23 protein-coding genes and 1 pseudogene are annotated in these 22,327 nt (G+C 59.2%); 14 read left to right on the top strand and 10 right to left on the bottom strand.

Annotation, left to right across the window (positions count from 1 at the left end; translation table 11 throughout):
* Positions 1-115 precede the first annotated feature (115 nt).
* Entirely contained in the window at positions 116-913 is a 798-nt protein-coding gene (locus AB4Z52_RS20130; protein ID WP_442219688.1) for an SDR family NAD(P)-dependent oxidoreductase, read from the bottom strand.
* A gap of 122 nt (positions 914-1,035) precedes the next feature.
* Between AB4Z52_RS20130 and AB4Z52_RS20125 the strand changes: the two genes are divergently transcribed.
* Positions 1,036-1,980, top strand: coding sequence for a GlxA family transcriptional regulator (locus tag AB4Z52_RS20125; protein ID WP_442219687.1), 945 nt, complete (start codon positions 1,036-1,038; stop codon positions 1,978-1,980).
* A 118-nt stretch (positions 1,981-2,098) separates the two neighbouring features.
* Positions 2,099-3,088 (top strand): substrate-binding domain-containing protein, encoded by a 990-nt coding sequence (locus AB4Z52_RS20120; protein ID WP_442219686.1) that lies wholly within the window; start codon positions 2,099-2,101, stop codon positions 3,086-3,088.
* Positions 3,089-3,162: 74 nt separating this feature from the next.
* On the opposite strand, the gene AB4Z52_RS20115 is transcribed toward AB4Z52_RS20120, so the two are convergent.
* From AB4Z52_RS20115 to AB4Z52_RS20085, 7 genes are all read right to left on the bottom strand, one after another.
* Positions 3,163-4,428, bottom strand: a complete 1,266-nt coding sequence (locus AB4Z52_RS20115) for an ABC transporter substrate-binding protein (protein ID WP_442219685.1) — start codon at positions 4,426-4,428, stop codon at positions 3,163-3,165.
* A 26-nt stretch (positions 4,429-4,454) separates the two neighbouring features.
* On the bottom strand, positions 4,455-5,291 hold the full coding sequence (locus tag AB4Z52_RS20110) for a carbohydrate ABC transporter permease (RefSeq protein ID WP_442219684.1): 837 nt from the start codon (positions 5,289-5,291) through the stop codon (positions 4,455-4,457).
* Positions 5,288-6,211 carry a carbohydrate ABC transporter permease gene (locus AB4Z52_RS20105; RefSeq protein WP_442219683.1) on the bottom strand — a complete coding sequence of 308 codons (924 nt, stop codon included), beginning with the start codon at positions 6,209-6,211 and terminating at the stop codon, positions 5,288-5,290. Before AB4Z52_RS20105 ends, AB4Z52_RS20110 begins: the two co-directional genes overlap by 4 nt.
* Positions 6,204-7,367 carry an ABC transporter ATP-binding protein gene (locus AB4Z52_RS20100; protein ID WP_442219682.1) on the bottom strand — a complete coding sequence of 388 codons (1,164 nt, stop codon included), beginning with the start codon at positions 7,365-7,367 and terminating at the stop codon, positions 6,204-6,206. Before AB4Z52_RS20100 ends, AB4Z52_RS20105 begins: the two co-directional genes overlap by 8 nt.
* Entirely contained in the window at positions 7,364-8,200 is an 837-nt protein-coding gene (locus tag AB4Z52_RS20095) for a metallophosphoesterase family protein (RefSeq protein WP_442219681.1), read from the bottom strand. The genes AB4Z52_RS20100 and AB4Z52_RS20095 overlap by 4 nt, the downstream gene beginning before the upstream one ends.
* A gap of 147 nt (positions 8,201-8,347) precedes the next feature.
* The gene (locus AB4Z52_RS20090; protein ID WP_442219680.1) at positions 8,348-9,169 is read right to left on the bottom strand and encodes an SDR family oxidoreductase; all 822 of its coding nucleotides are present in this window, start codon (positions 9,167-9,169) and stop codon (positions 8,348-8,350) included.
* A gap of 48 nt (positions 9,170-9,217) precedes the next feature.
* The gene (locus AB4Z52_RS20085; protein WP_442219679.1) at positions 9,218-10,411 is read right to left on the bottom strand and encodes a phytanoyl-CoA dioxygenase family protein; all 1,194 of its coding nucleotides are present in this window, start codon (positions 10,409-10,411) and stop codon (positions 9,218-9,220) included.
* A gap of 100 nt (positions 10,412-10,511) precedes the next feature.
* Between AB4Z52_RS20085 and AB4Z52_RS20080 the strand changes: the two genes are divergently transcribed.
* Both AB4Z52_RS20080 and AB4Z52_RS20075 read left to right on the top strand, forming a co-directional pair.
* Complete coding sequence (locus tag AB4Z52_RS20080; protein ID WP_442219723.1) at positions 10,512-11,537, top strand: LacI family DNA-binding transcriptional regulator; 1,026 nt, start codon at positions 10,512-10,514, stop codon at positions 11,535-11,537.
* Positions 11,538-11,640: 103 nt separating this feature from the next.
* Complete coding sequence (locus tag AB4Z52_RS20075; RefSeq protein WP_442219678.1) at positions 11,641-11,850, top strand: SlyX family protein; 210 nt, start codon at positions 11,641-11,643, stop codon at positions 11,848-11,850.
* A 5-nt stretch (positions 11,851-11,855) separates the two neighbouring features.
* Here AB4Z52_RS20075 and AB4Z52_RS20070 read toward each other — a convergent pair.
* Positions 11,856-12,005, bottom strand: a pseudogene (locus tag AB4Z52_RS20070) (3-oxoacyl-[acyl-carrier-protein] reductase); the annotation flags it as partial.
* A 172-nt stretch (positions 12,006-12,177) separates the two neighbouring features.
* Between AB4Z52_RS20070 and msrB the strand changes: the two are divergent.
* Genes msrB through msrA form a run of 3 tightly spaced genes read left to right on the top strand, consistent with a single transcriptional unit; the run spans position 12,178 to position 15,304 of the window.
* Complete coding sequence (gene msrB, locus AB4Z52_RS20065; protein ID WP_442219677.1) at positions 12,178-12,666, top strand: peptide-methionine (R)-S-oxide reductase MsrB; 489 nt, start codon at positions 12,178-12,180, stop codon at positions 12,664-12,666.
* A gap of 18 nt (positions 12,667-12,684) precedes the next feature.
* On the top strand, positions 12,685-14,553 hold the full coding sequence (locus AB4Z52_RS20060) for a cytochrome c biogenesis protein DipZ (RefSeq protein ID WP_442219676.1): 1,869 nt from the start codon (positions 12,685-12,687) through the stop codon (positions 14,551-14,553).
* A gap of 13 nt (positions 14,554-14,566) precedes the next feature.
* Positions 14,567-15,304: a peptide-methionine (S)-S-oxide reductase MsrA gene (gene msrA, locus AB4Z52_RS20055; protein ID WP_442219675.1), complete on the top strand. Its 738-nt coding sequence runs from the start codon at positions 14,567-14,569 to the stop codon at positions 15,302-15,304.
* A 54-nt stretch (positions 15,305-15,358) separates the two neighbouring features.
* Here the strand turns inward: msrA and AB4Z52_RS20050 are convergent, their stop codons facing one another.
* Complete coding sequence (locus tag AB4Z52_RS20050; RefSeq protein WP_442219674.1) at positions 15,359-16,135, bottom strand: class I SAM-dependent methyltransferase; 777 nt, start codon at positions 16,133-16,135, stop codon at positions 15,359-15,361.
* A gap of 133 nt (positions 16,136-16,268) precedes the next feature.
* Here AB4Z52_RS20050 and AB4Z52_RS20045 point away from each other — a divergent pair, with 133 nt between their 5' ends.
* The 7 genes from AB4Z52_RS20045 (at position 16,269) to AB4Z52_RS20015 (ending at position 22,295) form a co-directional block, all read left to right on the top strand.
* Positions 16,269-17,195, top strand: a complete 927-nt coding sequence (locus tag AB4Z52_RS20045) for a bestrophin family protein (protein WP_442219673.1) — start codon at positions 16,269-16,271, stop codon at positions 17,193-17,195.
* A gap of 322 nt (positions 17,196-17,517) precedes the next feature.
* Entirely contained in the window at positions 17,518-18,492 is a 975-nt protein-coding gene (locus AB4Z52_RS20040) for a glycosyltransferase family 2 protein (RefSeq protein ID WP_442219672.1), read from the top strand.
* Positions 18,476-19,204 (top strand): class I SAM-dependent methyltransferase, encoded by a 729-nt coding sequence (locus AB4Z52_RS20035; RefSeq protein ID WP_442219671.1) that lies wholly within the window; start codon positions 18,476-18,478, stop codon positions 19,202-19,204. The genes AB4Z52_RS20040 and AB4Z52_RS20035 overlap by 17 nt, the downstream gene beginning before the upstream one ends.
* Positions 19,201-19,611: a GtrA family protein gene (locus tag AB4Z52_RS20030; RefSeq protein ID WP_442219670.1), complete on the top strand. Its 411-nt coding sequence runs from the start codon at positions 19,201-19,203 to the stop codon at positions 19,609-19,611. The genes AB4Z52_RS20035 and AB4Z52_RS20030 overlap by 4 nt, the downstream gene beginning before the upstream one ends.
* Positions 19,608-20,570, top strand: a complete 963-nt coding sequence (locus tag AB4Z52_RS20025; protein WP_442219669.1) for an NAD-dependent epimerase/dehydratase family protein — start codon at positions 19,608-19,610, stop codon at positions 20,568-20,570. The genes AB4Z52_RS20030 and AB4Z52_RS20025 overlap by 4 nt, the downstream gene beginning before the upstream one ends.
* Positions 20,567-21,442, top strand: a complete 876-nt coding sequence (locus AB4Z52_RS20020; protein ID WP_442219668.1) for a class I SAM-dependent methyltransferase — start codon at positions 20,567-20,569, stop codon at positions 21,440-21,442. The genes AB4Z52_RS20025 and AB4Z52_RS20020 overlap by 4 nt, the downstream gene beginning before the upstream one ends.
* Positions 21,435-22,295, top strand: coding sequence for an SDR family NAD(P)-dependent oxidoreductase (locus AB4Z52_RS20015; protein WP_442219667.1), 861 nt, complete (start codon positions 21,435-21,437; stop codon positions 22,293-22,295). Before AB4Z52_RS20020 ends, AB4Z52_RS20015 begins: the two co-directional genes overlap by 8 nt.
* The last annotated feature ends 32 nt before the right edge of the window (positions 22,296-22,327 follow it).

The raw sequence follows: 22,327 nt of genomic DNA, 5'->3' as shown, positions 1-22,327 counted from the left end.
TCCCGCACCGGTCTTGATGCCCCTGCATATGGCTGTCAGTTTATGCGAGAATGCTACAATGACCAGCTATTTGTTATGCAGATTCAACCAAATTTCCCGCAGGTGGTGTGGCGCCTCAGGCGATGTTGTAGCGGGGCGCTGGTTTTGATCGCGAAAGATTGGGCATCAGCGCCTGGCGGGCTGCCTCATAGGCGTACCATTGCGAGATGTCTTGAAGAGAGGGGAGTGTGACCAGTTCGCGCTGATCGAGACCCGCGAGTGCGGCATCGACGAGGTCCTCCGTCGACATGACAATCTCTGTCGGCAAGTGCTCGACCGGCATCCCAGCAATTTCCCAGAACTCGGTGGCGATGGCGCCTGGAAGGACAGCCTGGACGGTGATGTTCTTGTCGGCAAGCTCATGCTTTAGCGACTGGCTAAAGGCTAGAACGAAGGCCTTGCTGCCACCATAGACACCATTCAAGACTTCAGGGGCAATCGCGACAATCGAGGCGATATTGATGATCGAGCCGCCGCCGCGGGCAACAAAACCGGGCACGACGGCGTAGGTCAGGCGCGTAAGCGCCGTGATATTAAGGTCGATCATCGCCTCCATCTTGTCGACATCTGCCTGAAGCAGTGGCGCCGTGCCGCCGACGCCGGCGTTGTTGACCAGCAACGTGATGCTGGCGTCGGTCTTCAACACGGATTCGATGCGGTGAAGATCGGATTTGTCGTTGAGGTCGGCGGCAATACTTTCGATGGTGCGCCCCGTTTCCTGGGTGAGGCGGGTTGCAAGTGCACCCAATCGCTCGGCGTTGCGCGCAACGAGGATCAAGTCGTATCCGCGCTTGGCCAGGCGCTGCGCATAGATGGCGCCGATGCCGGAGGATGCTCCGGTGACGAGTGCCGTGCCCTTGTGTTCAGTGGTCATTGTTTTTCTCCTTTGCTCAGAGCGGCGGCCGATGCCGCTTGCTTGAGAGGAGTTGTAGGCTATCTTGCGAATGTCTCAAATGTCATATATACCACCTTTTAGGACAAGCATGAGATCGAGTGATGCAACAGATTGCCTTCCTGATTTATCCCGACTTTCAATTCATGGGGCTTGCCGCTGCGACAGTATTCGAGTTCGCCAATCTTGAATTGCCGGAGCCGATCTATGAGATCTCCTACATCTCGGAAACGGGTGGACCGATCCCGACTTCGCTTGGCATGGCGGTGGACACCAAGGCTTTCAGCGATGCCCGCTTCGATACGTTGATCATTGGCGGCGGGAACGGGATGGTCAGGGCGAGCCGCGGGGTCAAGGATTTCGTAACACTTGCGCTTACGCAATCAAGACGCGTGGCGTCGATCTGCACCGGGGCTTACGTGCTGGCCGAGGCCGGTATCCTTGATGGAAGACGGGCAACGACGCACTGGGCCTATGCCCGCGATTTGCAGGAGCGTTTTCCCGCCGTCAGGATGGAGGAGGATCGCATCTTCATCATCGACGGCTCGGTCTGGACCTCGGCGGGCATGACGGCCGGTATCGATCTTGCCCTGGCAATGGTCGAAAAGGATCTCGGTGCCGACCTTGCCCGCTCGGTTGCGAAAAAGCTTGTGGTTCATCATCGCCGCGCCGGCGGCCAATCGCAGTTTTCCGTCCTATTGGAGATGGATGCCAAGACCGACCGGATCCAGAGCGCACTTGTCTATGCCAGGAACAATCTGCGCACGGCACTCTCCGTCGAGCAGCTGGCCGATGCGGCGCATCTGAGCCCCCGGCAGTTCAGCCGTGCCTTTCGCGCCGAAACCGGCCAGTCACCGGCCAAGGCGGTGGAAAATCTGAGGGTCGAGGCAGCCCGCCTGATGATGGAGCAGGGTCGGCATCCGATCGATGTGGTGGCCGAGGAGACCGGATTTGCCGACCGCGAACGCATGCGCCGCGCCTTTCTCAGGGCCTTCGGACAGCCGCCGCAGACGATCCGCCGCAATGCTCAACGGGATTATCCGGGCTGAGGTGCGCCATTCCGTTTGCGACCTGTTCACATGACTGTCATGCGTGTCCGCTAAACGCCGCTTACATTGCACCCATGGTTAGCATTGCAGCAGACAGAGATCGGAGGCGGCGGTTAGGATGTCGACCCTGGAGCAAGTCGCCCACCGCGCCGGTTGCTCGATTGCGACGGCAAGCCGGGTGCTCAATAGCAATGGGCCGGTCAGCGACGAGATGGTGCGCCGGGTCAGGCGCGCGGCAGCCGAGCTGCGCTACCGTGTCAGCGGCCGTTTGCCGACAACGGCGCGTCGGCGACCCGTCATCGGCGTGCTTATTCCGAGCATCACCAATCCTGTTTTTGCGGCATCTCTCTCCGGCATCCAGAACCGAATGCTTCTTGCCGGCCACAGCGTGCTGATCGCACAGTCTAACTACGATCCGGCGCAGGAGGTCGATGCGGTGGCCTCGCTTCTCCAGGAGCGGCCGACGGGGTTGATCCTCACCGTCTGCGATCCGGAAAAGAGCCTGGCTCTTTCGGCAGCACTTCCACCTACGGTGCTGTTGGGCAACATGCCGACAGTGCGGTTTGCAGCCGCTGTCGCGACCAACAATTTCCTTGCCGGCAAGGAACTGACGGAGCATCTGCTGCTTTCCGGTCACCGCCGTATCCTATTCATATCAGGGCATTTCGGTTCGTCGGACAGAGCACGGCTCAGGTATCATGGATATATTAGGGCAATGGAGGAAGCCGGTCTTCAGCCCTTCGATGCGCTGCAGATTCCCTTCATCGACAGCTACGACCAACTCGAGCTCAACGCCATGTGGACCTTCCAGCCGACGGCAATCATCGCATCGAACGATCTGCTTGCTATCGGGGTGATGGGGTCGTTGCGACGCATGGGGCTGTCGATCCCCAAGGATGTCTCCGTCGCCGGCTTCGATGGCATTGCCATCGGGCGGATGATGGACCCGCCGCTGACAACTGTCGAAATTCCCGATGCGACGATGGGCGGGGTTGCCGCATCACTGCTGCTCGACATGGCCGAGAATGCAGCAGCACCCCGACATGTAACGACGGCGTTTCGGTTACGATGCGGCGGAACGGTGCGCGACATCACTGCTTTGGCGTGATCCTATTTGCCGCCTATGAAAACGCCGCCGTCCGATCAGGGAAGGCGGCGTCGTCCTATAAGCCGTGATTAGACTTAGCTGCGCGGCAGCATGCTCGTGACGTCGGATGCGGCGTCGTCGAGCGCTTCTTTCGGCTGTGCCGACTGGTCGACGATCCGCGACAGGTTGTCGACGATGGTCTGCGTCACGCGAACCCCGTTGGCGCCTGGGAAGGCATACCACGGGATCATCACCGGCATCTGGCTAAGGGCTGCCTTAAACAGCGGGTTCTTCTTGTAGAAGTCGCCGAGATATTCAGGAGACGCGGCGGCAAGTTCGTTGTTTGGAACATAGCCTGTGCCTGGAACGACAACCGAGGCGCCATAGGGGCCGGCTGCGAACTTGACGAACTTCCAGGCCGCGTCCTGCTTGGCCTGGTCGTGCGTCAGAATAACCGCAGCGTTGCCGCCGGTCGGCAGCTTGCCGTTGACCGGATCGATCAACGGGATCTTGGCGGTGCGCAGGTCGAATTTGGTGCCGACATTCTTGATGGTGTTGACCAGCGCGCCGGTGGTCTGGAATTCGAAGCCGACCTTGCCGGCCGCGAATGCCTGCTCGCCAGCGGGCTTGGTGAAGACCGGCATTCCGCCTTCCTTGACCATGCGCTGGATGAGTTCGACGGCCTTTTGACCTTCAGGGCCATTGAAGGCGACCTTGCCCTCGTCGGCGCTCAGCATGTGGCCGCCTGCGCCGAAGAGGAGGGCGGAAAACATCCAGTCGTCGCCCTGCCAGCGGAAATCAATGCCGTCGACGCCGTTGCCGAGCGCCTTGATCTTGCCGCCGAGCGCGATGACGTCATCCCAGGTCTTGGGCGGATTTTCCGGGTCGCCGCCGGCAGCCTTCACCAGGTCGGCGTTGTAGTACATGATCGGATTGGACGTCGCGAATGCGAGGCCGATCTGTTTGCCGTTGACCTGGGCAAGCTTCAGGATGGTATCGGAGAAGCCCTCTGCCGCCATATGGCCGTCCTTCTGGACAAGCGGCCCGAGGTCGATGGCGACATTGCGCTCGTCGATCATCCGAAGGCGATTGAGGCCGATGAAGGTGACGTCGGGCATCTCATTGGTGCCGAGCTGACGCAGGATCGTCTGGATCCCTTCCTCATAGGTTGCCGAAGGGCTGGCGAACTGGATCTTGATATCCGGGTTCTCTTCCATGAACTTCTTCGAGATCGTGTCCATGACGTTCTTGAAAAAGCCGGGCATCGGATAGTGGACCGTCAGCGTTGTCTCGGCATAGGCTGGAACCGACACTGCCATGGAAATGACCGCGGCGGTGAGAATCTGGGTGATATGCTTCATCGCTCGTTCTCCTGGGTTGAAACCGGTCAGCCTTTTAGACCGGTCATGGTGATGCCTTCGATGAAGCGCTTCTGCGCGAGCAGGAATGCCACGACGAGGGGAAGGGTAATGGTGAGGGTGGCGGCCATCAGGGCGCCGTAGTCGTCGCCTGCTTCAGCGGCGCGGAAATACATCAGGCCGAGCGGCGGCGTGGCGTAGGCCTGTTTGCTGATGACGATGAGCGGCCAGTAGAGATCGTTCCAGTGCGCCACGACCGAGAAAATGGCAAAGGCGGTGACAGCCGGCCATGCATTCGGAACAATCACGCGAGCGACGATGCCGAGCTCAGACATGCCGTCAAGCCGGGCCGCATGAATGAGATCGTCAGGCATGGCGCGGAAGAACTGCAAGAACATGAAGATCGCAAAGACCGAGATCGAAAAAGGTGCGACCAGCGCCGTGTAGCTGTTCAAAAGGGACAATCCGTTGAAGCCGACATAGAGCGGCAGCGCCGTTGCGTGGATCGGGATCAGAAGGCCGAGCATGACCAGCACCATCATCAGCCGCGCGGCGGCGAACTTGAGCTTGGCCATGGCGTAGGCGCAGGGAATGGCGATCAGCACCTGGAAGAAGAAGATCAAGCCGCAGACCAGCACGCCGTTGAGTAGCAGCGTCCCCATAGGCACGCGGGTCAGCGCCTTGGTGAAATTGGCGATGTAGTAGAAGTGCACGGGAATGAGCGACAGCGCAGAGGTGAAGATCTCGTCCTGCGCCTTGCCCGCCGTCGAGATCATGAAGATATAAGGCGCCAGGAAGACGAGCGCCGTGATCGACAATAGCGAGAGGCGGACGATCCGACCTGAGTTGAGAGCTTGGGTCGTCATGTGTAGTGCACCTGGCGGTCGAGAAGGCGGTACTGCAGGAACATCAGCACGACGAGGATCGCCAGGAACACCACGGTCATCGCAGATGCGTAGCCGACGCGCATGTAGACGAAGCCTTCCTGGTAGATGGTGAAAAGCAGGACTTCCGAGGCATGGTTCGGGCCGCCTTCGGTGAGCGTCTTGACCGCGTCGAAAACCTTGACCGCATTGATGACGCTGATGGTCGTAACGAAAAGGGTCGTCGGACCGAGCATCGGCCAGGTAACCAGGAGAAAGCGGTCGAACGAGGATTTAGCGCCGTCAACCTTAGCAGCGGCATAGAGCTCGCGCGGAATTGCGGTGAGGCCGGCCAGAAACAGCACCATGTTGAAGCCGACGGACTGCCAGACGCCGATGATCGACAGGCTGTAAAGCACCGTCCCCGATGCGCCCAGCCAGTTCGGCCCGGGGATGTCGACAAGCGCAAGCAGGGCGTTGATCGGACCAATCGTCGGATGGAAGAGATATTGCCAGACGGTCGCCATGGCAACGATCAGCGAGGCGACCGGCAGGAAGAAAGCCGTGCGAAAGAAACTGCGCCCGATCGTTTCGCCTTCGATGAGCAAAGCAACCGCGAGGCCGAGGACGATCGAAAGCGGTGCGACGATCGCGGCATAGGCGGCCGTATTCCACAGTGATTTCTTAAACGTGCGGTCGCCCAACAGATGCGCGTAGTTCTCGAAGCCGACGAAACGGAACTTGCCGATGCCAAGCTGGAAATCGGTGAAGCCGAGGAAGATGACGGCAGCCATCGGCAGCAGTACGAACAAAATGATGAGCACGATTGCCGGAGAGGCGAGAAGCCAGGCCGTGCGGGCTTCGCTTCGCTCGCGGGCAACTTCCGTCTTCAACGGGATCGACATGGAGGCAAGGCTAGCCATGCGCCTTGACCCTTCCGGCATCGACGGCAACCGGCGTTGCGTGCAGGCGACGGCCGTCCTCGGCAAAGACCATGGCCCTTTCAGGCGACAAGGTGAGCGCCACCGGCATGCCGGCGCCGACGCCTGCCGCCTCAGTCGGTGTCAGCTTTGCGATCATGATCTCGCCGATCGCATCGAGCTTGCAATAAAGGATCACCTCAGAGCCAAGAAACTCGATGCGCTCCACTTGGGCTGCAAGTGCGTCCTGCCTGTTGTCGGTGAGCGAGACGAATTCCGGGCGGATCCCGAGCGTCACCGACGTGCGGGCTATGCTCGTATCCGTAAGTGCCAGCCGGATGCCTCCGAATGAGACGAGGCCGCCTTCGGCGCGTGCCGGCACGATATTGATGCGAGGCTGGCCGATGAAGCGGGCGACCTCGATATGTGCCGGATCGTCATAGATCGCCTGCGGCGTTGTCAGCTGCAGCAGATTGCCGCCGATCATCACCGCGACGCGGTCCGCCATGGATAGCGCCTCGGCCTGATCGTGCGTCACATAGATAGTCGGCACGCCGGCGCGCCGGTGCAGTTCGACGATTTCGCCACGGGCGTGGACGCGTAGATTGGCATCGAGATTGGAGAGCGGCTCATCCATCAGGAAGACGCTCGGCTGGCGCACCATGGCGCGGGCGAGCGCCACGCGCTGGCGCTGGCCGCCGGACATCTGGCCGGGCTTGCGGTCAAGCAGATGGTCGATCTTCAGCGATTTCGCCATCTCCTCGACGTCGCGAAGAATAGCCTTGCGCGTGTTGCGCTGGCCGGGGGCGAGGGTGCCGACGAAAGGCAGCCGCTGCATGCGCGACAGGCGCCGCATGGCAAGTGGCACGGCAATGTTCTGGCCGGCCGTCAGATGCGGATAAAGCGCGTAGGACTGGAAGACCATGGCGATGTTGCGGTCGGCCGGCGCAATGTTCGACATTTCCTGGACACCGATGAGGATCTCGCCGCTATCGGCATGGTCGAGACCGGCAAGTATCCGCAGCAGTGTGCTCTTGCCGCAACCCGACGGGCCGACCAGCGCGATGAATTCGCCAGGCTCGACATCGAGGCTGACGCCCTTAAGGATGGCGTGCTCGGCGAAGGATTTGGTGATGCCGCGTAGCGAGAGCGCGGTCATTGGGTTCTCTCCCGCTGCACCTTGTGGGCAACATGCGGGTAGACCTCGGCGACGACGTCGTCGAGCACATGGGCGGTCATGCCGGGCACTGCGACGATCTGGCTGGTAACGTCCTCGCCGAATTCATGCACCACGGCGCCGATCAGGCGCTCGCCGGGCATTTCACGTTCCATCGTGTCGATAATGAAGGCTGCCGAAGGGCCCCAGACGACCGATGTCTGGTCGAAGTGGCCCTTCCAGGCCCAGTGCAGGTGGCCGCTTGCAAAGAGCGCAACGTCATGGGCGGCGATCAGATCGTAGAGCCTGCGGCGGGGGGCGGGGCGAACGCTCCAATAGCCGGTGTCGCCTTCGGCCGGATCGTCGACGAAGAGCGGTTTGTGAGAAAAGATCGCCACCCGAAGGTCGCCGCGCCCTTCAAGCATCCCCTGCAGCCATTCGAATTGGTCTTCTTCCTCGACGCTTTCGGTGCCTAGCAGCAGGCCGTCAATGCCGATCAGCCGCCAATTGTCGAGGTCTTCCGCCCAGTAATCGGGGCCGACGAGGCGACGCCATCGATCAAGGCGAGTGGCGTTGACCGGCTGGCTGGTTCCCGGCAGGTCGCCGACATCGTGGTTGCCGGGGACGAGCAGCATCGGCACTGAGATCTGGCGCATCAGATCCATCGAGAAGGAGATGTCCTCGTCCTTGTCGGCGCCATCGACCGTCAGGTCGCCGGTATGAATGACGAGATCGGCGCCGCTTTCCTCGATAAAGCGGGCGAGCGGCTCCCAATTGCCGTTGAAATGTGGCTTGCCGGGGCTGAAATGGGTATCGGTGATCTGGATGATCTTCACGGCGCCTCTCCGAAATTCGGGATGGAAGCGCCGTGACGACGACGGCCTTGCTACAAGTCAGGCGCTTCTGCCGGCCTGTATAGAAGCGTCCGATGTCAGTTAGGTAACAAGCTTTTTCAGCCGTTTTCCAGTTTTGTCACATCTCTGTCAAAGTGGCGCGAGCGGATGCGGCGAACCGTCATAGGCGCCCCAGACAGACTGGTCGAAGCAGATCACCGACCCGGTCATTAGTCCGGATTCCGCCGATGAGAGATAGGCGCAGGCACGCGCCACCTCCTCAGGATCGACGAGCCGACCGAAGGGCTGGCTTGCTGCTGCCTTCTCCAGCCAGTCGGCCGGCGCACCATGATATTCGCGCTGGATACGGTCTTCCCCTTCGGATGCCATCCAGCCGATATTGAGGCCGTTGACGCGGATGCGATTGCGCAACAGCGCATATGCCGTGTTCTTGGTGAGCGTTTCCAGTGCCCCCTTGGAGGCACAATAGGCGGCGATGAAGGGCTGCCCGGCCTTGGCCGACATCGAGCCGATATTGACGATCGTGCCTTCAATCTTCTCGCGCCGCATCACCTTCACAGCCTCCTGCATCAGGAAGAACGGCGCGCGGACGTTGACTGCGAACATGGCGTCGAAAAGCTCGGGACTGGTATCGAGGATGGTGCCGCGATCGGTGATGGCTGCGGCGTTCACCAATGCGTCGACGCGCCCGAACGTCTGGTCGCAAGCTGCAACGACGTTTCGCGCATCCTCGACATTCCCAAGATCTGCCTTGACGTAAACCACCTTGGCGCCGGTCGCCGTCTCGATTTCCTGCGCCTTGGCGCGGCCCTTGGCTTCGTTGCGCCCACAGATGACGACGCCCTTGGCGCCGCGTTCGGCAAAGAGCCTGGCGATGGTGGCGCCGAGCCCCTGGGTGCCGCCGGTGACAATGGCAATCTTGCCGTCGAGACGGCCGTGGTCAGTGGACATGAATTTCCTCCGCTTTTGATATTTTAATGAATCCCCCGCATTCCAGGTTCAGCTCAACTTCTTCTCCGCCTGGACCGCCAGGGTCTCGGCAAACGCCTCGTCGCTCCAGTTTTCGCGCAGTGCTTCATGCATCAACTGCGCCTGCGTCTTCGGTGCCAGACCGCCGACGGGTGGGTCGCGGTCGAGGTTCGTGGGGAAAGAATAACCTTCGGCGCAGCAGGCGATGGCGTTGGCGATTTCAGTGTCGGTCAATTTCGCCAAAGCCTTGAGCGCCTTCAGCGCCGGGAAAAGGGCAGCGCTCATGCGTTGGCGGTTGACCGTCTCCATGGCGCGGCCGAAGGCCGAGGAGACCTGCAACAGATTTGCAAGGCGCTTGATATCCGCCGAGCGGTTGGTTCCCGCGGCGTGGAAAAGGGCCGGGTTGAAGAAGACGGCATCGCCTTTTTCAAGCGGCAACTGCACATGATTGCGATCGAAATATTCCCTGAATTCCGGCCGCTTCAGCGCCAGATAACCCGGCACATAGGTCTGGCTGTGCGGCAGGAACAGCGTCGGTCCGCTTTCGAGCGGCATGTCGCAATGGGCGATTGCGCCTTGCAACGTCAAAACCGGCGAGAGCTTGTGGACGTGGGCCGGAAATTGCTCGATAACCGAGGAAGACTGGAAGCCGAGGTGATAGTCGCGATGGGCCGATTGCGCCGCCCCGCCCGGATTGACGCGGTTGACCTGCGCGGTCATCTGGTAGCTCGGCCCGAGCCAGGCTTGGCTTGCAAGCGCAATGATGGCATTGCCGTAATAGGCAGCGAAATTCTTCGCATCGGCAAGGCAGTGCTTCTCCAGCGAGTTCCAGATGCGGTCGTTGGCGCCGGGCTTGGCGAAATGGTCGCCGCCGCCCGACGATGTCCTGTGCTGCGCCTCGATGATCTCGCCGAATATTTCGCTCGCCTGGTCGATCACGCCCGTGTCCTCGTAGGCATGCTTGAAGACGACGACGCCGGGGCCATCGCCGAAAGCCTCGCAGATTTCGGCGAGAACAGCGCGCCGGCCCTCTGTCGTCGAGGCAGCGGCCAGTACCTTGCGGCTGTCGTAGATCAACACGTTTTTCTCGACGGCGCTGGCATGGGGATAGTCTGACAGCGCGGTGGTCTTCTCAGCGAGCGCGCGGAAATCGTTGAGATCGCAGGCGTCCTCGGTTAGCCAGACCCGATCGGCTCTCAATTTCAAAATGTTGTTGGTTTTCATGATGTGCTCCCGTCACATGTTGGTGGCAGTACTATATCGCGCGGCGAAACTTGGTATATAGATCAGAGATCCATCAAAAATCCATCAGAACGGCATGCCATTGGCCCATCCCTTTCTCGTCAAGGACATTGCATTCCAGGCAAGCCTCAGCACTGCCACCGTCGATCGGGTGCTGAATGGCCGCCCTGGCGTCCGGCGCCAGACCGAGATGCGGGTGAGGGCGGCGATTGCGGAACTGGAAAAACAGCAGACCGGCGCCGAGACCACCGGCAGCAAGCTTGCCATCGACATTCTGATGGAAGCACCGGAGCGGTTTACCGCTGCGGTGCGGGATGCCTTCGAGGCTGAGGTCGCCACCTACCTGCCGACGATCTTTCGCTGCCGCTTTCACTTTCACGAAGTCATGCGGCCGGCTGAGCTGGCGCTGCTCATCGACCGCATCCGGCTGCGCGGCACCGACGGTATGGTGGTAAAGGCGCCCGACGTCGCCGATGTGGGCGCGGCGATCCGTCGCGCCGTCGAGGCCGGCATTCCCGTCGTGACATTGGTGACGGATCTGCCGAATACCGGACGGATTGCCTATGCCGGTGCCGACAATCGCGCCGCCGGCGAAACGGCGGCCTATCTGATCGGCGAATGTGCCGCAAGCCAGCGTGCGAAAGTGCTCGTGACCCTTTCGAGTAGCCGCTTCCGGGGCGAAGAGGAAAGGGAGATCGGTTTTAGACGCGTCATGCGAGACCGCTTTCCAGATGTCGGCATCCGGGAGATCAGCGAGGGGCACGGAACGGACATTGCAACCGGAAGCCTGGTTTCATCGGTGCTGGTGCAGGATCCCGATATCAATGCCGTCTATTCGATCGGCGGCGGAAATCGTGCTGTCCTTGCGGCATTCGAGGCTGCCGGCCGGGATATTCGCATCTATGTCGCCCATGATCTCGATGCCGACAATCGCGCCCTGTTGAGGGACCGGCGCATTACCTTCGTGTTGCACCACGATCTGAGGACCGACGCCCGCTGCGCATTTCGGGCGATCATGAGCCGTGGCGCGATCGGCGGGCGGGCGCTCGTGTCGTCCCCGTCCGCCGTCGAGATCATCACCCCTTACAATATGCCGACGGCAGGCTGAGCCGTGGGCTGGAGCTCAGTCTTGTCCCGGCGGGTCGGGCTTGCCATCGATGTCGAAATCTGATGTCTGCTGCAGGCCTTACGATCGACAAGGATACCTAGAGATGTCCGACGAACAGAGCCGTCTTACCAAGCTCGAGGAAATCATCGCCCACCAGGCAAAGACGATCGAGGAGCTCTCGGATCAGCTGGCGGAGCAGTGGCGCGTTGTCGAGCAGACGCGGGCAAAGCTCGACCGGCTCACCGAGCGCTTCCTGACAATGGAAGGCGAAAACCTGGAAGCGCCGGCGAACACCCGTCCGCCGCACTACTGAGTTCGTCACCGCAGAAGACCTTGCCCGCCGTCGATCCAGATCGGCGTGCCGCCAATATGCCTGGAACGACGGATGCTAAGAAACAGCACGGCTTCGGCAACATCGTCGGCGCTGCCCGATCTTCCATGGGTAAGCGGGATCTCGCCCTCAGGCCAGGTCCTGAGTGTCAGCTTTGCACCGCCCCACGCCAGAAGGCACTGACCTGGCTGTTTCCAAAAGACATTCACGTTTTGGTGTTTTCACACGCACGTGTGTAACAATATGCCCAGTCCTTCCGTATCAGCTGGTAGAATTCAAGATTATCCAGTCACATTGGAGGCTTCTGAGATGTTGAACAGGCGATATCTGCTTATGGCGGGCGTATTTGGTGCTGTTGCCACGAGGCTGAGCTGGGGAACCAGCCCGGCCAGGGCTGCAGAGACCTTTCCTGTGACCCATACCGATGCGGAATGGCACAAGTTGCTGTCGGCGGATCAATTCGAGATCCTGCGCAACCAGGGAACCGAGCGACCCTTTACCAGCGAGCTGCTGCATGAGGAGCGCAAGGGCAATTTCGCCTGCGCCGGATGCGATCAGGATGCGTTCTTATCCAGCACCAAATTCGACAGCGGCACCGGCTGGCCGAGCTTCTGGGCGCCGATCGAACACGCCGTTGCGACAGAGCGGGACACGTCCTTTGGCATGGTGCGCGATGCGGTGCATTGCACGCGCTGCGGCGGCCATCTCGGCCACGTCTTCGATGACGGGCCGAAGCCGACGGGGCTTCGCTACTGCATGAACGGCGTCGCGCTTAAATTCCACACTGTTTCTGCTTGATACGGAAGTCCTGATCCCATGCTTCTCTTCCTCCTCGCCTATCTGGGCGGCGTGCTGACGATCGTCAGCCCTTGTATCCTGCCGGTCCTGCCCTTTGTCTTTGCAAGAGCGGGCCAACCCTTCATGCGCAGCACGCTGCCGATGCTCGTCGGCATGGCGGCAACCTTTGCAGCGGTCGCCACACTTGCCGCCGTCGGCGGTGGCTGGGCGGTGGAAGCCAATCAGTACGGCCGGTTCGCGGCCCTGGTGCTGCTTGCCGCTTTCGGTGTCATTTTGTTGTTTCCGGCGCTGTCTGACTACCTGACACGGCCGCTCGTCTCGCTCGGGGCAAGCCTGTCGCAATCGGCCGATCGCGGCAGTCGCGCGGGTGGGTCGACGGTCGTCGCCTCGCTGCTTCTCGGCGTCGCTACCGGCTTGCTTTGGGCTCCATGCGCCGGGCCGGTGCTCGGTTTGATCCTGACGGGCGCCGCCCTTCAAGGCGCAAGCGTCGGCACGACCTTGCTGCTGCTTGCCTATGCACTGGGTGCTGCCACCTCGCTGGCTCTGGCCTTGCTGATCGGAGGCCGGGTCTATCAAGTCATGCGCAATTCTCTCGGCGTCGGCCAGTGGGTCCGTCGCGGCCTTGGCGCTGCAGTGCTCGTGGCCGTCGGAGCGATCTCGCTTGGCGCCGATACCGGTTTCCTGACGCAGGCCTCGCTTGCCAGCACCGGCTCGCTGGAGCAGAGCCTGCTCGACAAGTTCCATCCGCAAGGCTCGAGCGGAGATCAGCCCTCCGTCGTCATGAAGGGCGGGAATGCCATGATGAGCGCCACCAACGCGATGAAGGCTGGCGATGCCAACGGGGCGATGATGAGCGCCAATACCGCAATGATGAGTGGCGCGAATGCCATGATGAAGGCGGCGGCCCCGGCACCTGCTGCATTGCCCGTCGAAAACACGATGCCTTCGCTCGACGGCGCCGTTCAGTGGCTGAATTCGCCGCCGCTCACCGCAGAATCGCTGAAGGGCAAGGTCGTACTCGTCGATTTCTGGACCTATTCCTGCATCAACTGCCTGCGCGCCCTTCCCTATGTGAAGGCCTGGGCCGACAAATATAAGGACCAAGGTCTTGTCGTCATTGGCGTTCACGCGCCGGAATTCGCCTTCGAGAAGAATATCGACAACGTCAAAAAGGCGATCGGCGACCTGAAGATCGACTATCCTGTTGCAATCGACAACAACTACGCAATCTGGCGCGCCTTCGACAACCAGTACTGGCCGGCCCATTATTTCATCGATGCGCAGGGTCGCGTCCGCCACCACCACTTCGGCGAGGGCGAGTACGATCAGTCTGAACACGTCATCCAGCAGCTTCTGGCTGAAGCGGGCAAGACCAGCGTTGCCGGCGATGTCGTCGACGTCAAGGCGACTGGCACTGAAGCCGCCTCGGACGGCAGCGACGTCCAGTCCCAGGAAACCTATGTTGGATGGCAGCGTTCAGAGAATTTCGTCGGGACAGAAGGCACCGTCAACGACGCGGCCCACACCTATGCCGCATCGCAGCCGCAGCTCAACCAGTGGGGTCTCACCGGCAACTGGACGGTCGGCAGCGAACAGGCCGTGCTCAACGACAAGGATGGCAGCATCTATTATAAATTCCATGCCCGCGACCTGCATCTGGTGCTGGGACCTGGAGCTGACGGCAAGCCCGTGCGCTTTGCCGTCACGATCGACGGCAAGCCGCCGGCAGCAAACCATGGCACTGACACCGATGAAGCCGGGCAGGGAACCGTCACCGGGCAGCGTCTCTACCAACTCGTCCGGACGAGCGGCCCGGTTGCCGACCACACGTTCGAGATAAAGTTCCTCGATCCCGGCGTACAAGCCTACGCATTCACCTTCGGTTGATAGGAGATCATCCATGAAGACGTCATCAAAAAATACCATCGTGCGGTTCTTGTCTCGACGGGCGGGCTTCCTCGCCTCGGCCGCCGCTATCGTGCTCGTGGGCGGCTTCGCGCTCAATTTCACCCCGTCCGTGGCCGGCGAGGCGAGGCAAATCCCGGCGCCCACAGCCGATGAGGCGGCCAGTTCCGGTAGCGAGACGATCGTGCTCGCCGGCGGTTGCTTCTGGGGCGTGCAGGGCGTGTTCCAGCATGTCAACGGAGTGGTCAGCGCCACATCCGGCTATGCCGGCGGCGCCAAGGGCGCGGCTCAGTACGAGACCGTCAGTACGGGCACCACGGGCCATGCCGAATCCGTCAAGGTCGTGTTCGATCCGAAGAAGATCAGCCTTGGACACCTGCTGCAGATCTATTTTTCCGTCGCGCATGATCCGACCGAGCTGAATTACCAAGGGCCGGACAGCGGCACGCAATACAGGTCTGCGATTTTCCCGACTACGGCCGAGCAGGCAAGCGTCGCCAAGGCCTATATCGATCAGCTCAATCAGGCGCACGCGTTTGGCGAGGCGATCGTCACCAAGATTGAGCCGGACAAGGCTTTTTATCCGGCGGAAGGTTATCACCAGGACTTCCTGACGACCCATCCGACCTATCCCTATATCGTCATCAACGATCTTCCGAAGATCGATGACCTGAAGCGGCTGTTCCCCAAGGAATATCGTGCCAATCCGGTGCTGGTCGAAGCGGCTAACTGAGTGTTCATCGACTGCGCGCGCCGCGTCCGGATAGCGGATGCGGCGTGCCCAAGCCTAGCCTTGCGACACGATAAGGTAGAGCGAACCTTGGAATTCCGGCTGCGTCCGCAACTGGCCGTATTTCTCGTCCCAGCGGCCATCCTCGATTTCAGTGCGCAGTCTGGCGATATAGCCGGCTGCGACCTCCGGCGAGACGAAACTCCAGGCGGAGCAGGAGAGCCGGGCACCGTCTTCCAGCAGCATTTCCGGCCGGCCGTAATAGGCCTCGTTGAAACCGTCGCGGCAATCGAGCGGGATCGGCACTGGCAGGATATCGATCTCGGTGGCGAAGCCATCGCGGATGGCAGCCATCGAGGGATATCGCCGCGCCTCTGTTGAAAGCACTTGCGCCGCATAGTCGTTCAGCCAGAAGGATTGGACCTCGTCCGGATCGCAGGTGAGAATGAGGACCGGCCCGCGGGTAACGCGGCGCATCTCGCTCAAGCCTGCCTTCAGGTCCGGCCACTGGTGGATCGTGAAGGTGCCCATCGCGGCATCGAAATGCTTGTCGGGGAAAGGCAGGTCTTCGGCGACGGCGTCAATCGCGACCGACAGATGCGCCGGGCGCTGGGACCGCATCGAGGCGGAGGGCTCGACGGCGGTAATGTCCCGATCAACCGGCTCGTAGGAACCGGCGCCGGCGCCGACATTGAGGACGGTGCGGGCGTCGCCGAGAGCTGCGTCGATCACGGCGGCGATGCGCGGTTCCGGCTGGCGGTAGTTTGAATAGCTCTGGCCGATCGTGCCGTAGTTTGCGTCGCCCGCGCTACCGTCCGTATGTCTCACGCTCATGTCAGTTCATCCAATTTCCTGTTCGAATTGGCAGGTCTATGCCTGAAATGTAATAGAGATTTGACGCCCGGCGTCAAAGCCGCGATGTTCGCCCGTCTCTACCGATTTTCGTCTTTTCTCCTAGGAATGCCCCATGATCATCCGCCCGCGGCCGAGCCTGCTGCAGCTCTTCTTCATCGTTCGCGGCTCGGTCATTGTGCGCATCCTGCCGCAAATGATCGTCATTTTCCTGCTGTCGGTGGCGATCGTCTGGGGACATGAGGCAAGGCCTGGCGTGTTTCTCTCGCTGAACGGCGCGCCCTTTGCGCTGCTCGGTATTGCGCTGTCGATCTTTCTCGGCTTTCGCAACAATGCCTGTTACGACCGCTGGTGGGAGGCGCGGCGCAACTGGGGTCAACTCATCTACGTCGCGCGCGGCTTTGCCCGCCAGATGCTGATGCTGGAGGCGGCACATGGCAAGGAGGGTCGCCTCAAGCGCCGGGAGCTTTTGAACCTGACGATCGCCTTTGGTCATGCGCTGGTCAGTCATCTCAGACCCGGAGGCGTGGAAGAAAAGGTTGTCCGCCACCTCGAAGGCGGGATCATCGATCTCTATCGCGCCACTCGAAATCCACCGGACCTGCTGTTGCGGCTGCTTTGCGCCGACCTTGCGCGATTGCGTGCCGAAGGCCGGATCACCGATATTCAATACCAGATGCTGGACGCAAGCGTCGGGCAGATGGGGGCGGTGCAGGCGGCCTGCGAGCGCATCCGCAACACGCCGCCGCCATTTAGCTACACCTTGCTGCTTCATCGCACCGCCTATCTGTTCTGCTTCCTTTTGCCTTTCGGTTTTGTCGATGCGCTCGGCTGGGGGACGCCGTTCGTCGCAGCGCTCGTCGCCTATACGTTCTTCGGGCTCGATGCGCTCGGCGATGAACTCGAAGATCCGTTCGGCAACCAGCCGAACGCGCTGGCGATCAGCGCGCTTGCCGATACGATCGAGATCAATCTGCGCGAGGCGATGGGCGAAACCGACCTGCCACCGCCACCGCTGCCCAAGGATTTCATTCTGATGTGAGGTAGTTGCGAAGATTTTCGCGACGGGATGGAATAAAAACCGAGGTGCTTGCGCGTACCGCCTCTCAACACAGCCTTACAGTCCGAGTAGTTGGCTTTGATCCAGGCTGGAGTGCAGACTGTGATCTGAAACAGATCGGGTACATATGTGAGGGCAGGGCTCGTGCGGAATGGGGCTTGGGGATGAAGAGCATTTCGAGATTTAAATGTCTGACCGCATAATTTGCGAAGGTTAATCAATAATTCTCAGAATCAATTTAAAAAGCGCAAAGCTACCGCCAAAGAAGCCCATGCTAACTCAGTAGCGTACGCTAGAGATGACTATGCGCCCACAAATATCCGTCGTTGTCCCGGTCTACAAAGAAGAAGCGAACATTCGGCCGTTCTTGTCGCGTGCTGAAGCATTGTTCGAAGAAATGGACAGGTCTTATGAGATTATATTCTCTTTAGATCCCTCCCCGGACGGGACAGAGCGGGTCATCCTTGAAGAGATAAATCGCAACCCGAATATCAAGCTCTTGATCTTCTCTCGCCGTTTCGGCCAGCCGGCCGCGACCATGGCAGGAATCTTGGCGTGCACCGGGGAGACTTGCGTCGTTATAGATGTCGACCTTCAAGATCAGCCGGAACTTATAAAGGACATGCACGGAAAGCTGTCAGAGGGCTTCGAAGTCGTCTATGCAACGCGCCGCAATCGGCGGGGTGAAACGCTGATCAAAAAAGTGATCGCCAGTCTCGGTTACTCAGTAATCAACAAGCTTAGCGACGTGCAGATACCACGCAACACGGGCGACTTTCGAATTATGACCCGGCGTGTAATCGAGGAGCTGCGGGGCTTGAACGAAACCCACGGCTTCCTGCGCGGCCTTGTGGCCTACGTCGGATTTAAACAAAGCTTTATTGAATACGACCGGGACGAGCGTTTTGCAGGCACTGGAAATTACAATCGGCTAACCGGATCTTTGAGAATCGGCCTGAATGGGCTCGTCAGCTTCAGCGCCCGACCACTTTTTCTGATGTCTTTGACGGGCTTTGCTCTAGCTGGCCTGAGTTTCCTACTCGGTGCGTGGTACGTTTTCCAAAAATTGATAGGTGTGGATCTTACGCCGGGTTTGTCCACCACGGTTCTGTTCATCAGCTTCTTTTCGGGGATGCAACTGCTCGGCCTTGGTCTGATTGGGGAATATGTCGGTAGAATATATGACGAAGTGAAACGTCGCCCGATGTATATTCTCGATCGAAAAGTGAATTTTGGTGAGAAGCCACGGGGTGAGCGCCGAGATGCAGCAATCAGCTAAATGGCCCAAGGTATTCCCCCCGCTGACACCCGAACAGCGGGTGATCAGCGACGACTTCATGAAGCATTGGCATGATGTGCTTCCCGCCAAATACGGCATCGTTGACGAGTTCAACCACAACTACGTCGTAAAACACGCGCCGGCTAATTTCAGGCGCACTTTGGAAATCGGCGCCGGTAGCGGCGAGCACATGAACTACGAAAAACTGAGCAACGAGCAGACAAGGAACTACGTCGCGGTCGATATACGCGACAATATGGTTGCCGAACTGCGCAAGAAGTTCCCGGCAATCCAGTCGGTTGTTGGCGACTGCCAGAAGCACATGGGTTTCGAGGACGGCTATTTCGACCGGGTACTGGCAATCCACGTGCTCGAACACCTGCCCAATCTACCGGAAGCGGTCAAGGAAATGTACCGGCTTTGCGATAAGGACGACGGGTCGGTGTCGATCGTAATTCCCTGCGAAGGGAGCCTTGCTTACAGCCTGGCACGGCGGATCTCCGCCCAGCGTGTCTTTGAAAGGCGCTACAAGCAACCCTATCGCTGGTTCATTGAACGGGAACACATCAATCTTCCGGAGGAAATTTTCGAGGAATTGTCGAAGTACTTCATCGTGGTGTCCTCAACTTACTTCCCAATTCCCGTCAATTTGAAGTTCTGCAATCTATGCATCGGCGCCACGTTCAAGCCGAAGGGCCCCTTGTCGACATGATGCTGATGGACAAGCAGAATTTGCGACAGCTCTTTAAATATTTGGGCGTAGGCGGCTCAACGGTGCTGTTGTATCTCGGCCTGGTCTTTGTAACGGTCCAGCTTCTTCATCTCGGACATTTCTGGGCGATCAGCATTTCCTATGTCTGCGCCATCTCTTTTCATTTCTTTGCAAACAAAATCTTCACCTTCGATAGCCGCAATGCCAACGTGATCAGAGAACTGATGCGATATTTGATCGTAGCATTCGCCAATTATCTCATCACTTTGGCTGTCGTCTTTGTTGTCGTCGATTGGGGACGACAGTCGACCTATCTGGGGGCTTTGTTGGCAATTATCGTCACCATCGGCCTGGGTTACGGCATGACGAAATTCTGGGTTTTTCATCATGATAGAGGACCGCTTTGAGCCATACATATGTTGTCACAGGTTGCGCAGGCTTCATCGGCAGCACACTTGTGGATCGCCTGCTCGCAGATGGCCACTCGGTCATCGGTGTCGATAATTTTTCGACCGGCCTGCGTCGCTTCCTGGACGGCGCCATGACGAACCCACAGTTTCGGTTAATGGAACTCGACCTGCTTGACCTCGATGCGCTTACAGCGGCGTTCAAGGGCGGGGAGGCGGTTTTCCACTTGGCCGCCAATGCCGACGTGCGGTTCGGGACCAGTCATCCGCGCAAGGACCTCGAACAGAACACGATCGCGACCTACAACGTGCTTGAGGCTATGCGCGCAAACGACATCAAGCGTATCGCCTTTTCTTCGACTGGCTCGGTCTACGGCGAATCTTCCGTCATTCCGACGCCGGAAGACGGTCCTTTTCCGGTGCAGACATCGCTATATGGTGCATCGAAAGCGGCAGGCGAAGGCTTGATCTCGGCCTATTGCGAAGGTTTCGGATTCAAGGCGTGCATCTTTCGCTTTGTTTCCATTCTGGGCGAACGCTACACGCATGGCCACGTTTTCGATTTTTACGACAAGTTGAAAGCCGATCCGTCGCGTCTGCCAGTGCTTGGCAACGGCAAGCAGCGGAAATCCTATCTCTACGTCCAGGATTGCATCGATGCCATTCTGCTTGCGATGGACAAGGCCGACGGCAAGGTCAATATCTTCAATCTTGGAGTCGATGGATATTGCGAGGTCAACGACTCCATCGGTTGGATCTGCGAGACGCTTGGAGTGAAACCGGAATTGCAATACAGCGGCGGTGATCGCGGCTGGATAGGCGACAACCCTTTCATTTTTCTCGATACCAAACGCATACAGGCACTTGGCTGGAAGCCCAAATGCAGCATTCGGGAAGGGGTGCTGAAGACCGTCGAATTTCTGCAAATGAATGAATGGGTCTTCGAGGTAAGAGAATGACCGATGGCCCGCCGTGTCGCATTTGCGGTAGCGAGACCACGTTCATCGGGACGCGCGCTGGACGCATAGATGGCCGACTGTTCAAATTTTGTCGTTGTTCCGAGTGCAATTTTTCGTTTGTCGAGAACTATCGATCAGATTTTGAGAACATCTACAATGAAGACTATTATCGCGGCAAAGGCGGCGATCCGATGGTGGATTACGTCTACGAGAACGAAAATCCAGGGCTGACGATCAGATTTTATGAATATCGCGGACTTTGTCAGATATTCTCGACCCTTTGTCCAACGGGTGGAAAGTGGTTGGACTTCGGATGCGGCGGCGGCGGACTTGTCAGATACGCGCGCCAAAGATCGCTTGATGTCGTCGGGTCGGAAGACGGGTGGGCCGCTGATCTCGGTCGATCGTCGGGGATACCTATTCTGACGTCTCAGGAGTTGGACAGTCACGCCGGCAGCTTCGACTTTGTTACCGCGATCGAGGTTTTTGAACATATTGCCGATCCTCTTGAGGCCTTCAAAAAGATTCGCAGCCTTTTGAAGCCAGGCGGAAAATTGTTTTTGACGACAGGTAACGCTGCGCCTTGGAGCGCGCGCTTGTTGGAGTGGGGATACACCCATGCGCCAGACGTTCACATTTCGTTTTTTGAGCCAGGCACTTTGCGGCGGTGCCTCCGTGAGACCGGTTTCGTATCTGCGCAATGCGCATTCAACACTGGGTTCAAGGACATCATAAAATATAAGGTTTTGAAGAACATCGGCCTTCATGATCGAAGTATGTTTCTGGATATACTACCGTGGTACCTGATCTCGAAGATTGTGGATTACAAATATCAGATAACCGGACAGCCATATGGAGTCGCGGGTGGCTGAGCATAAGATCTGCTTAATAACCGGTGCATCCCGCGGTTTGGGCTTTCATTTGGCGGCCGCGTTCTGGCGTGCGGGCTACAGCCTATTCCTGGTTGCCCGCAATAATGTGGAATTGAACCATTTGCTTGCTATGTTGCCGCCGATGGGTGCTCAGCGCGCGCGCGCTTTCGTTGCCGATTTGTCAGATCCGGCGGCCTCGAAGAGAATCACTGAAACGGTCTGCTCGGAATTCTCCAGAATTGACGTGTTGATAAACAACGCAGCAACACAAGGCCCGCTCGGACCTCTCTGGTCGACGACTGCCGACGATTGGGCCCGGGCGATCCAAGTCAATCTGCTGTCACCAATCGATCTGTGCCGCGGCCTTCTCCCGCTGATGATAGATCAGCGAAGCGGTTCGATCGTCAACTTGTCGGGCGGCGGTGCAACCGGCCCTCGTCCCAATTTCAGCGCTTACGCGACGGCGAAGGCTGGCTTGGTCCGCTTCAGCGAGACTATCGCTGAGGAGGTGAAACAGTTTGGGATCAAAGTGAATGCCATTGCCCCCGGTGCCATGAAGACCGCCATGTTGAGCGAGGTACTTGCGGATGGCGCCGAAAAGGCTGGCGATCGTGAATATTCGATTGCCGAGACGGTGTTTGCCACTGGGGGCACCTCCATGGACGATGTCGCCAGACTTGCTCTCTTCCTTGGCGGTGACGCCTCCTTGGGCATCACAGGAAAGCTCATCAGCGCAGTTTGGGACAACTGGGAGAAGTGGCCTGAGCATCGCGAAGAACTGGCGGCGAGCGATGCCTATACCCTGCGGCGTATCGGGGGGCGTGATCGAGGGTTTGGATGGGGCGACAAGTGATGGCGTTTGATAGAGATATTGAAGCAGGTGAG

The organism is Rhizobium sp. 2YAF20 (genome assembly GCF_052114685.1).
Taxonomy (GTDB): Bacteria; Pseudomonadota; Alphaproteobacteria; order Rhizobiales; family Rhizobiaceae; genus Rhizobium.
The sequence above is the reverse complement of the archived record's forward strand: the minus strand, read 5'-3'. Positions and strand labels throughout refer to the sequence as shown.

Bases quoted from the DNA above. Each gene is read 5' to 3' on its own strand.
- msrB (WP_442219677.1), top strand. From the start codon at position 12,178: ATGTTGAACAGGCGATATCTGCTTATGGCGGGCGTATTTGGTGCTGTT.
- AB4Z52_RS20060 (WP_442219676.1), top strand. From the start codon at position 12,685: ATGCTTCTCTTCCTCCTCGCCTATCTGGGCGGCGTGCTGACGATCGTC.
- AB4Z52_RS20045 (WP_442219673.1), top strand. From the start codon at position 16,269: ATGATCATCCGCCCGCGGCCGAGCCTGCTGCAGCTCTTCTTCATCGTT.
- AB4Z52_RS20030 (WP_442219670.1), top strand. From the start codon at position 19,201: ATGATGCTGATGGACAAGCAGAATTTGCGACAGCTCTTTAAATATTTG.
- AB4Z52_RS20120 (WP_442219686.1), top strand. From the start codon at position 2,099: ATGTCGACCCTGGAGCAAGTCGCCCACCGCGCCGGTTGCTCGATTGCG.
- AB4Z52_RS20115 (WP_442219685.1), bottom strand. From the start codon at position 4,428: ATGAAGCATATCACCCAGATTCTCACCGCCGCGGTCATTTCCATGGCA.
- AB4Z52_RS20085 (WP_442219679.1), bottom strand. From the start codon at position 10,411: ATGAAAACCAACAACATTTTGAAATTGAGAGCCGATCGGGTCTGGCTA.
- AB4Z52_RS20110 (WP_442219684.1), bottom strand. From the start codon at position 5,291: ATGACGACCCAAGCTCTCAACTCAGGTCGGATCGTCCGCCTCTCGCTA.
- AB4Z52_RS20035 (WP_442219671.1), top strand. From the start codon at position 18,476: ATGCAGCAATCAGCTAAATGGCCCAAGGTATTCCCCCCGCTGACACCC.
- AB4Z52_RS20100 (WP_442219682.1), bottom strand. From the start codon at position 7,367: ATGACCGCGCTCTCGCTACGCGGCATCACCAAATCCTTCGCCGAGCAC.
- AB4Z52_RS20130 (WP_442219688.1), bottom strand. From the start codon at position 913: ATGACCACTGAACACAAGGGCACGGCACTCGTCACCGGAGCATCCTCC.
- AB4Z52_RS20050 (WP_442219674.1), bottom strand. From the start codon at position 16,135: ATGAGCGTGAGACATACGGACGGTAGCGCGGGCGACGCAAACTACGGC.
- AB4Z52_RS20090 (WP_442219680.1), bottom strand. From the start codon at position 9,169: ATGTCCACTGACCACGGCCGTCTCGACGGCAAGATTGCCATTGTCACC.
- AB4Z52_RS20020 (WP_442219668.1), top strand. From the start codon at position 20,567: ATGACCGATGGCCCGCCGTGTCGCATTTGCGGTAGCGAGACCACGTTC.
- msrA (WP_442219675.1), top strand. From the start codon at position 14,567: ATGAAGACGTCATCAAAAAATACCATCGTGCGGTTCTTGTCTCGACGG.
- AB4Z52_RS20125 (WP_442219687.1), top strand. From the start codon at position 1,036: ATGCAACAGATTGCCTTCCTGATTTATCCCGACTTTCAATTCATGGGG.
- AB4Z52_RS20040 (WP_442219672.1), top strand. From the start codon at position 17,518: ATGCGCCCACAAATATCCGTCGTTGTCCCGGTCTACAAAGAAGAAGCG.
- AB4Z52_RS20075 (WP_442219678.1), top strand. From the start codon at position 11,641: ATGTCCGACGAACAGAGCCGTCTTACCAAGCTCGAGGAAATCATCGCC.
- AB4Z52_RS20105 (WP_442219683.1), bottom strand. From the start codon at position 6,211: ATGGCTAGCCTTGCCTCCATGTCGATCCCGTTGAAGACGGAAGTTGCC.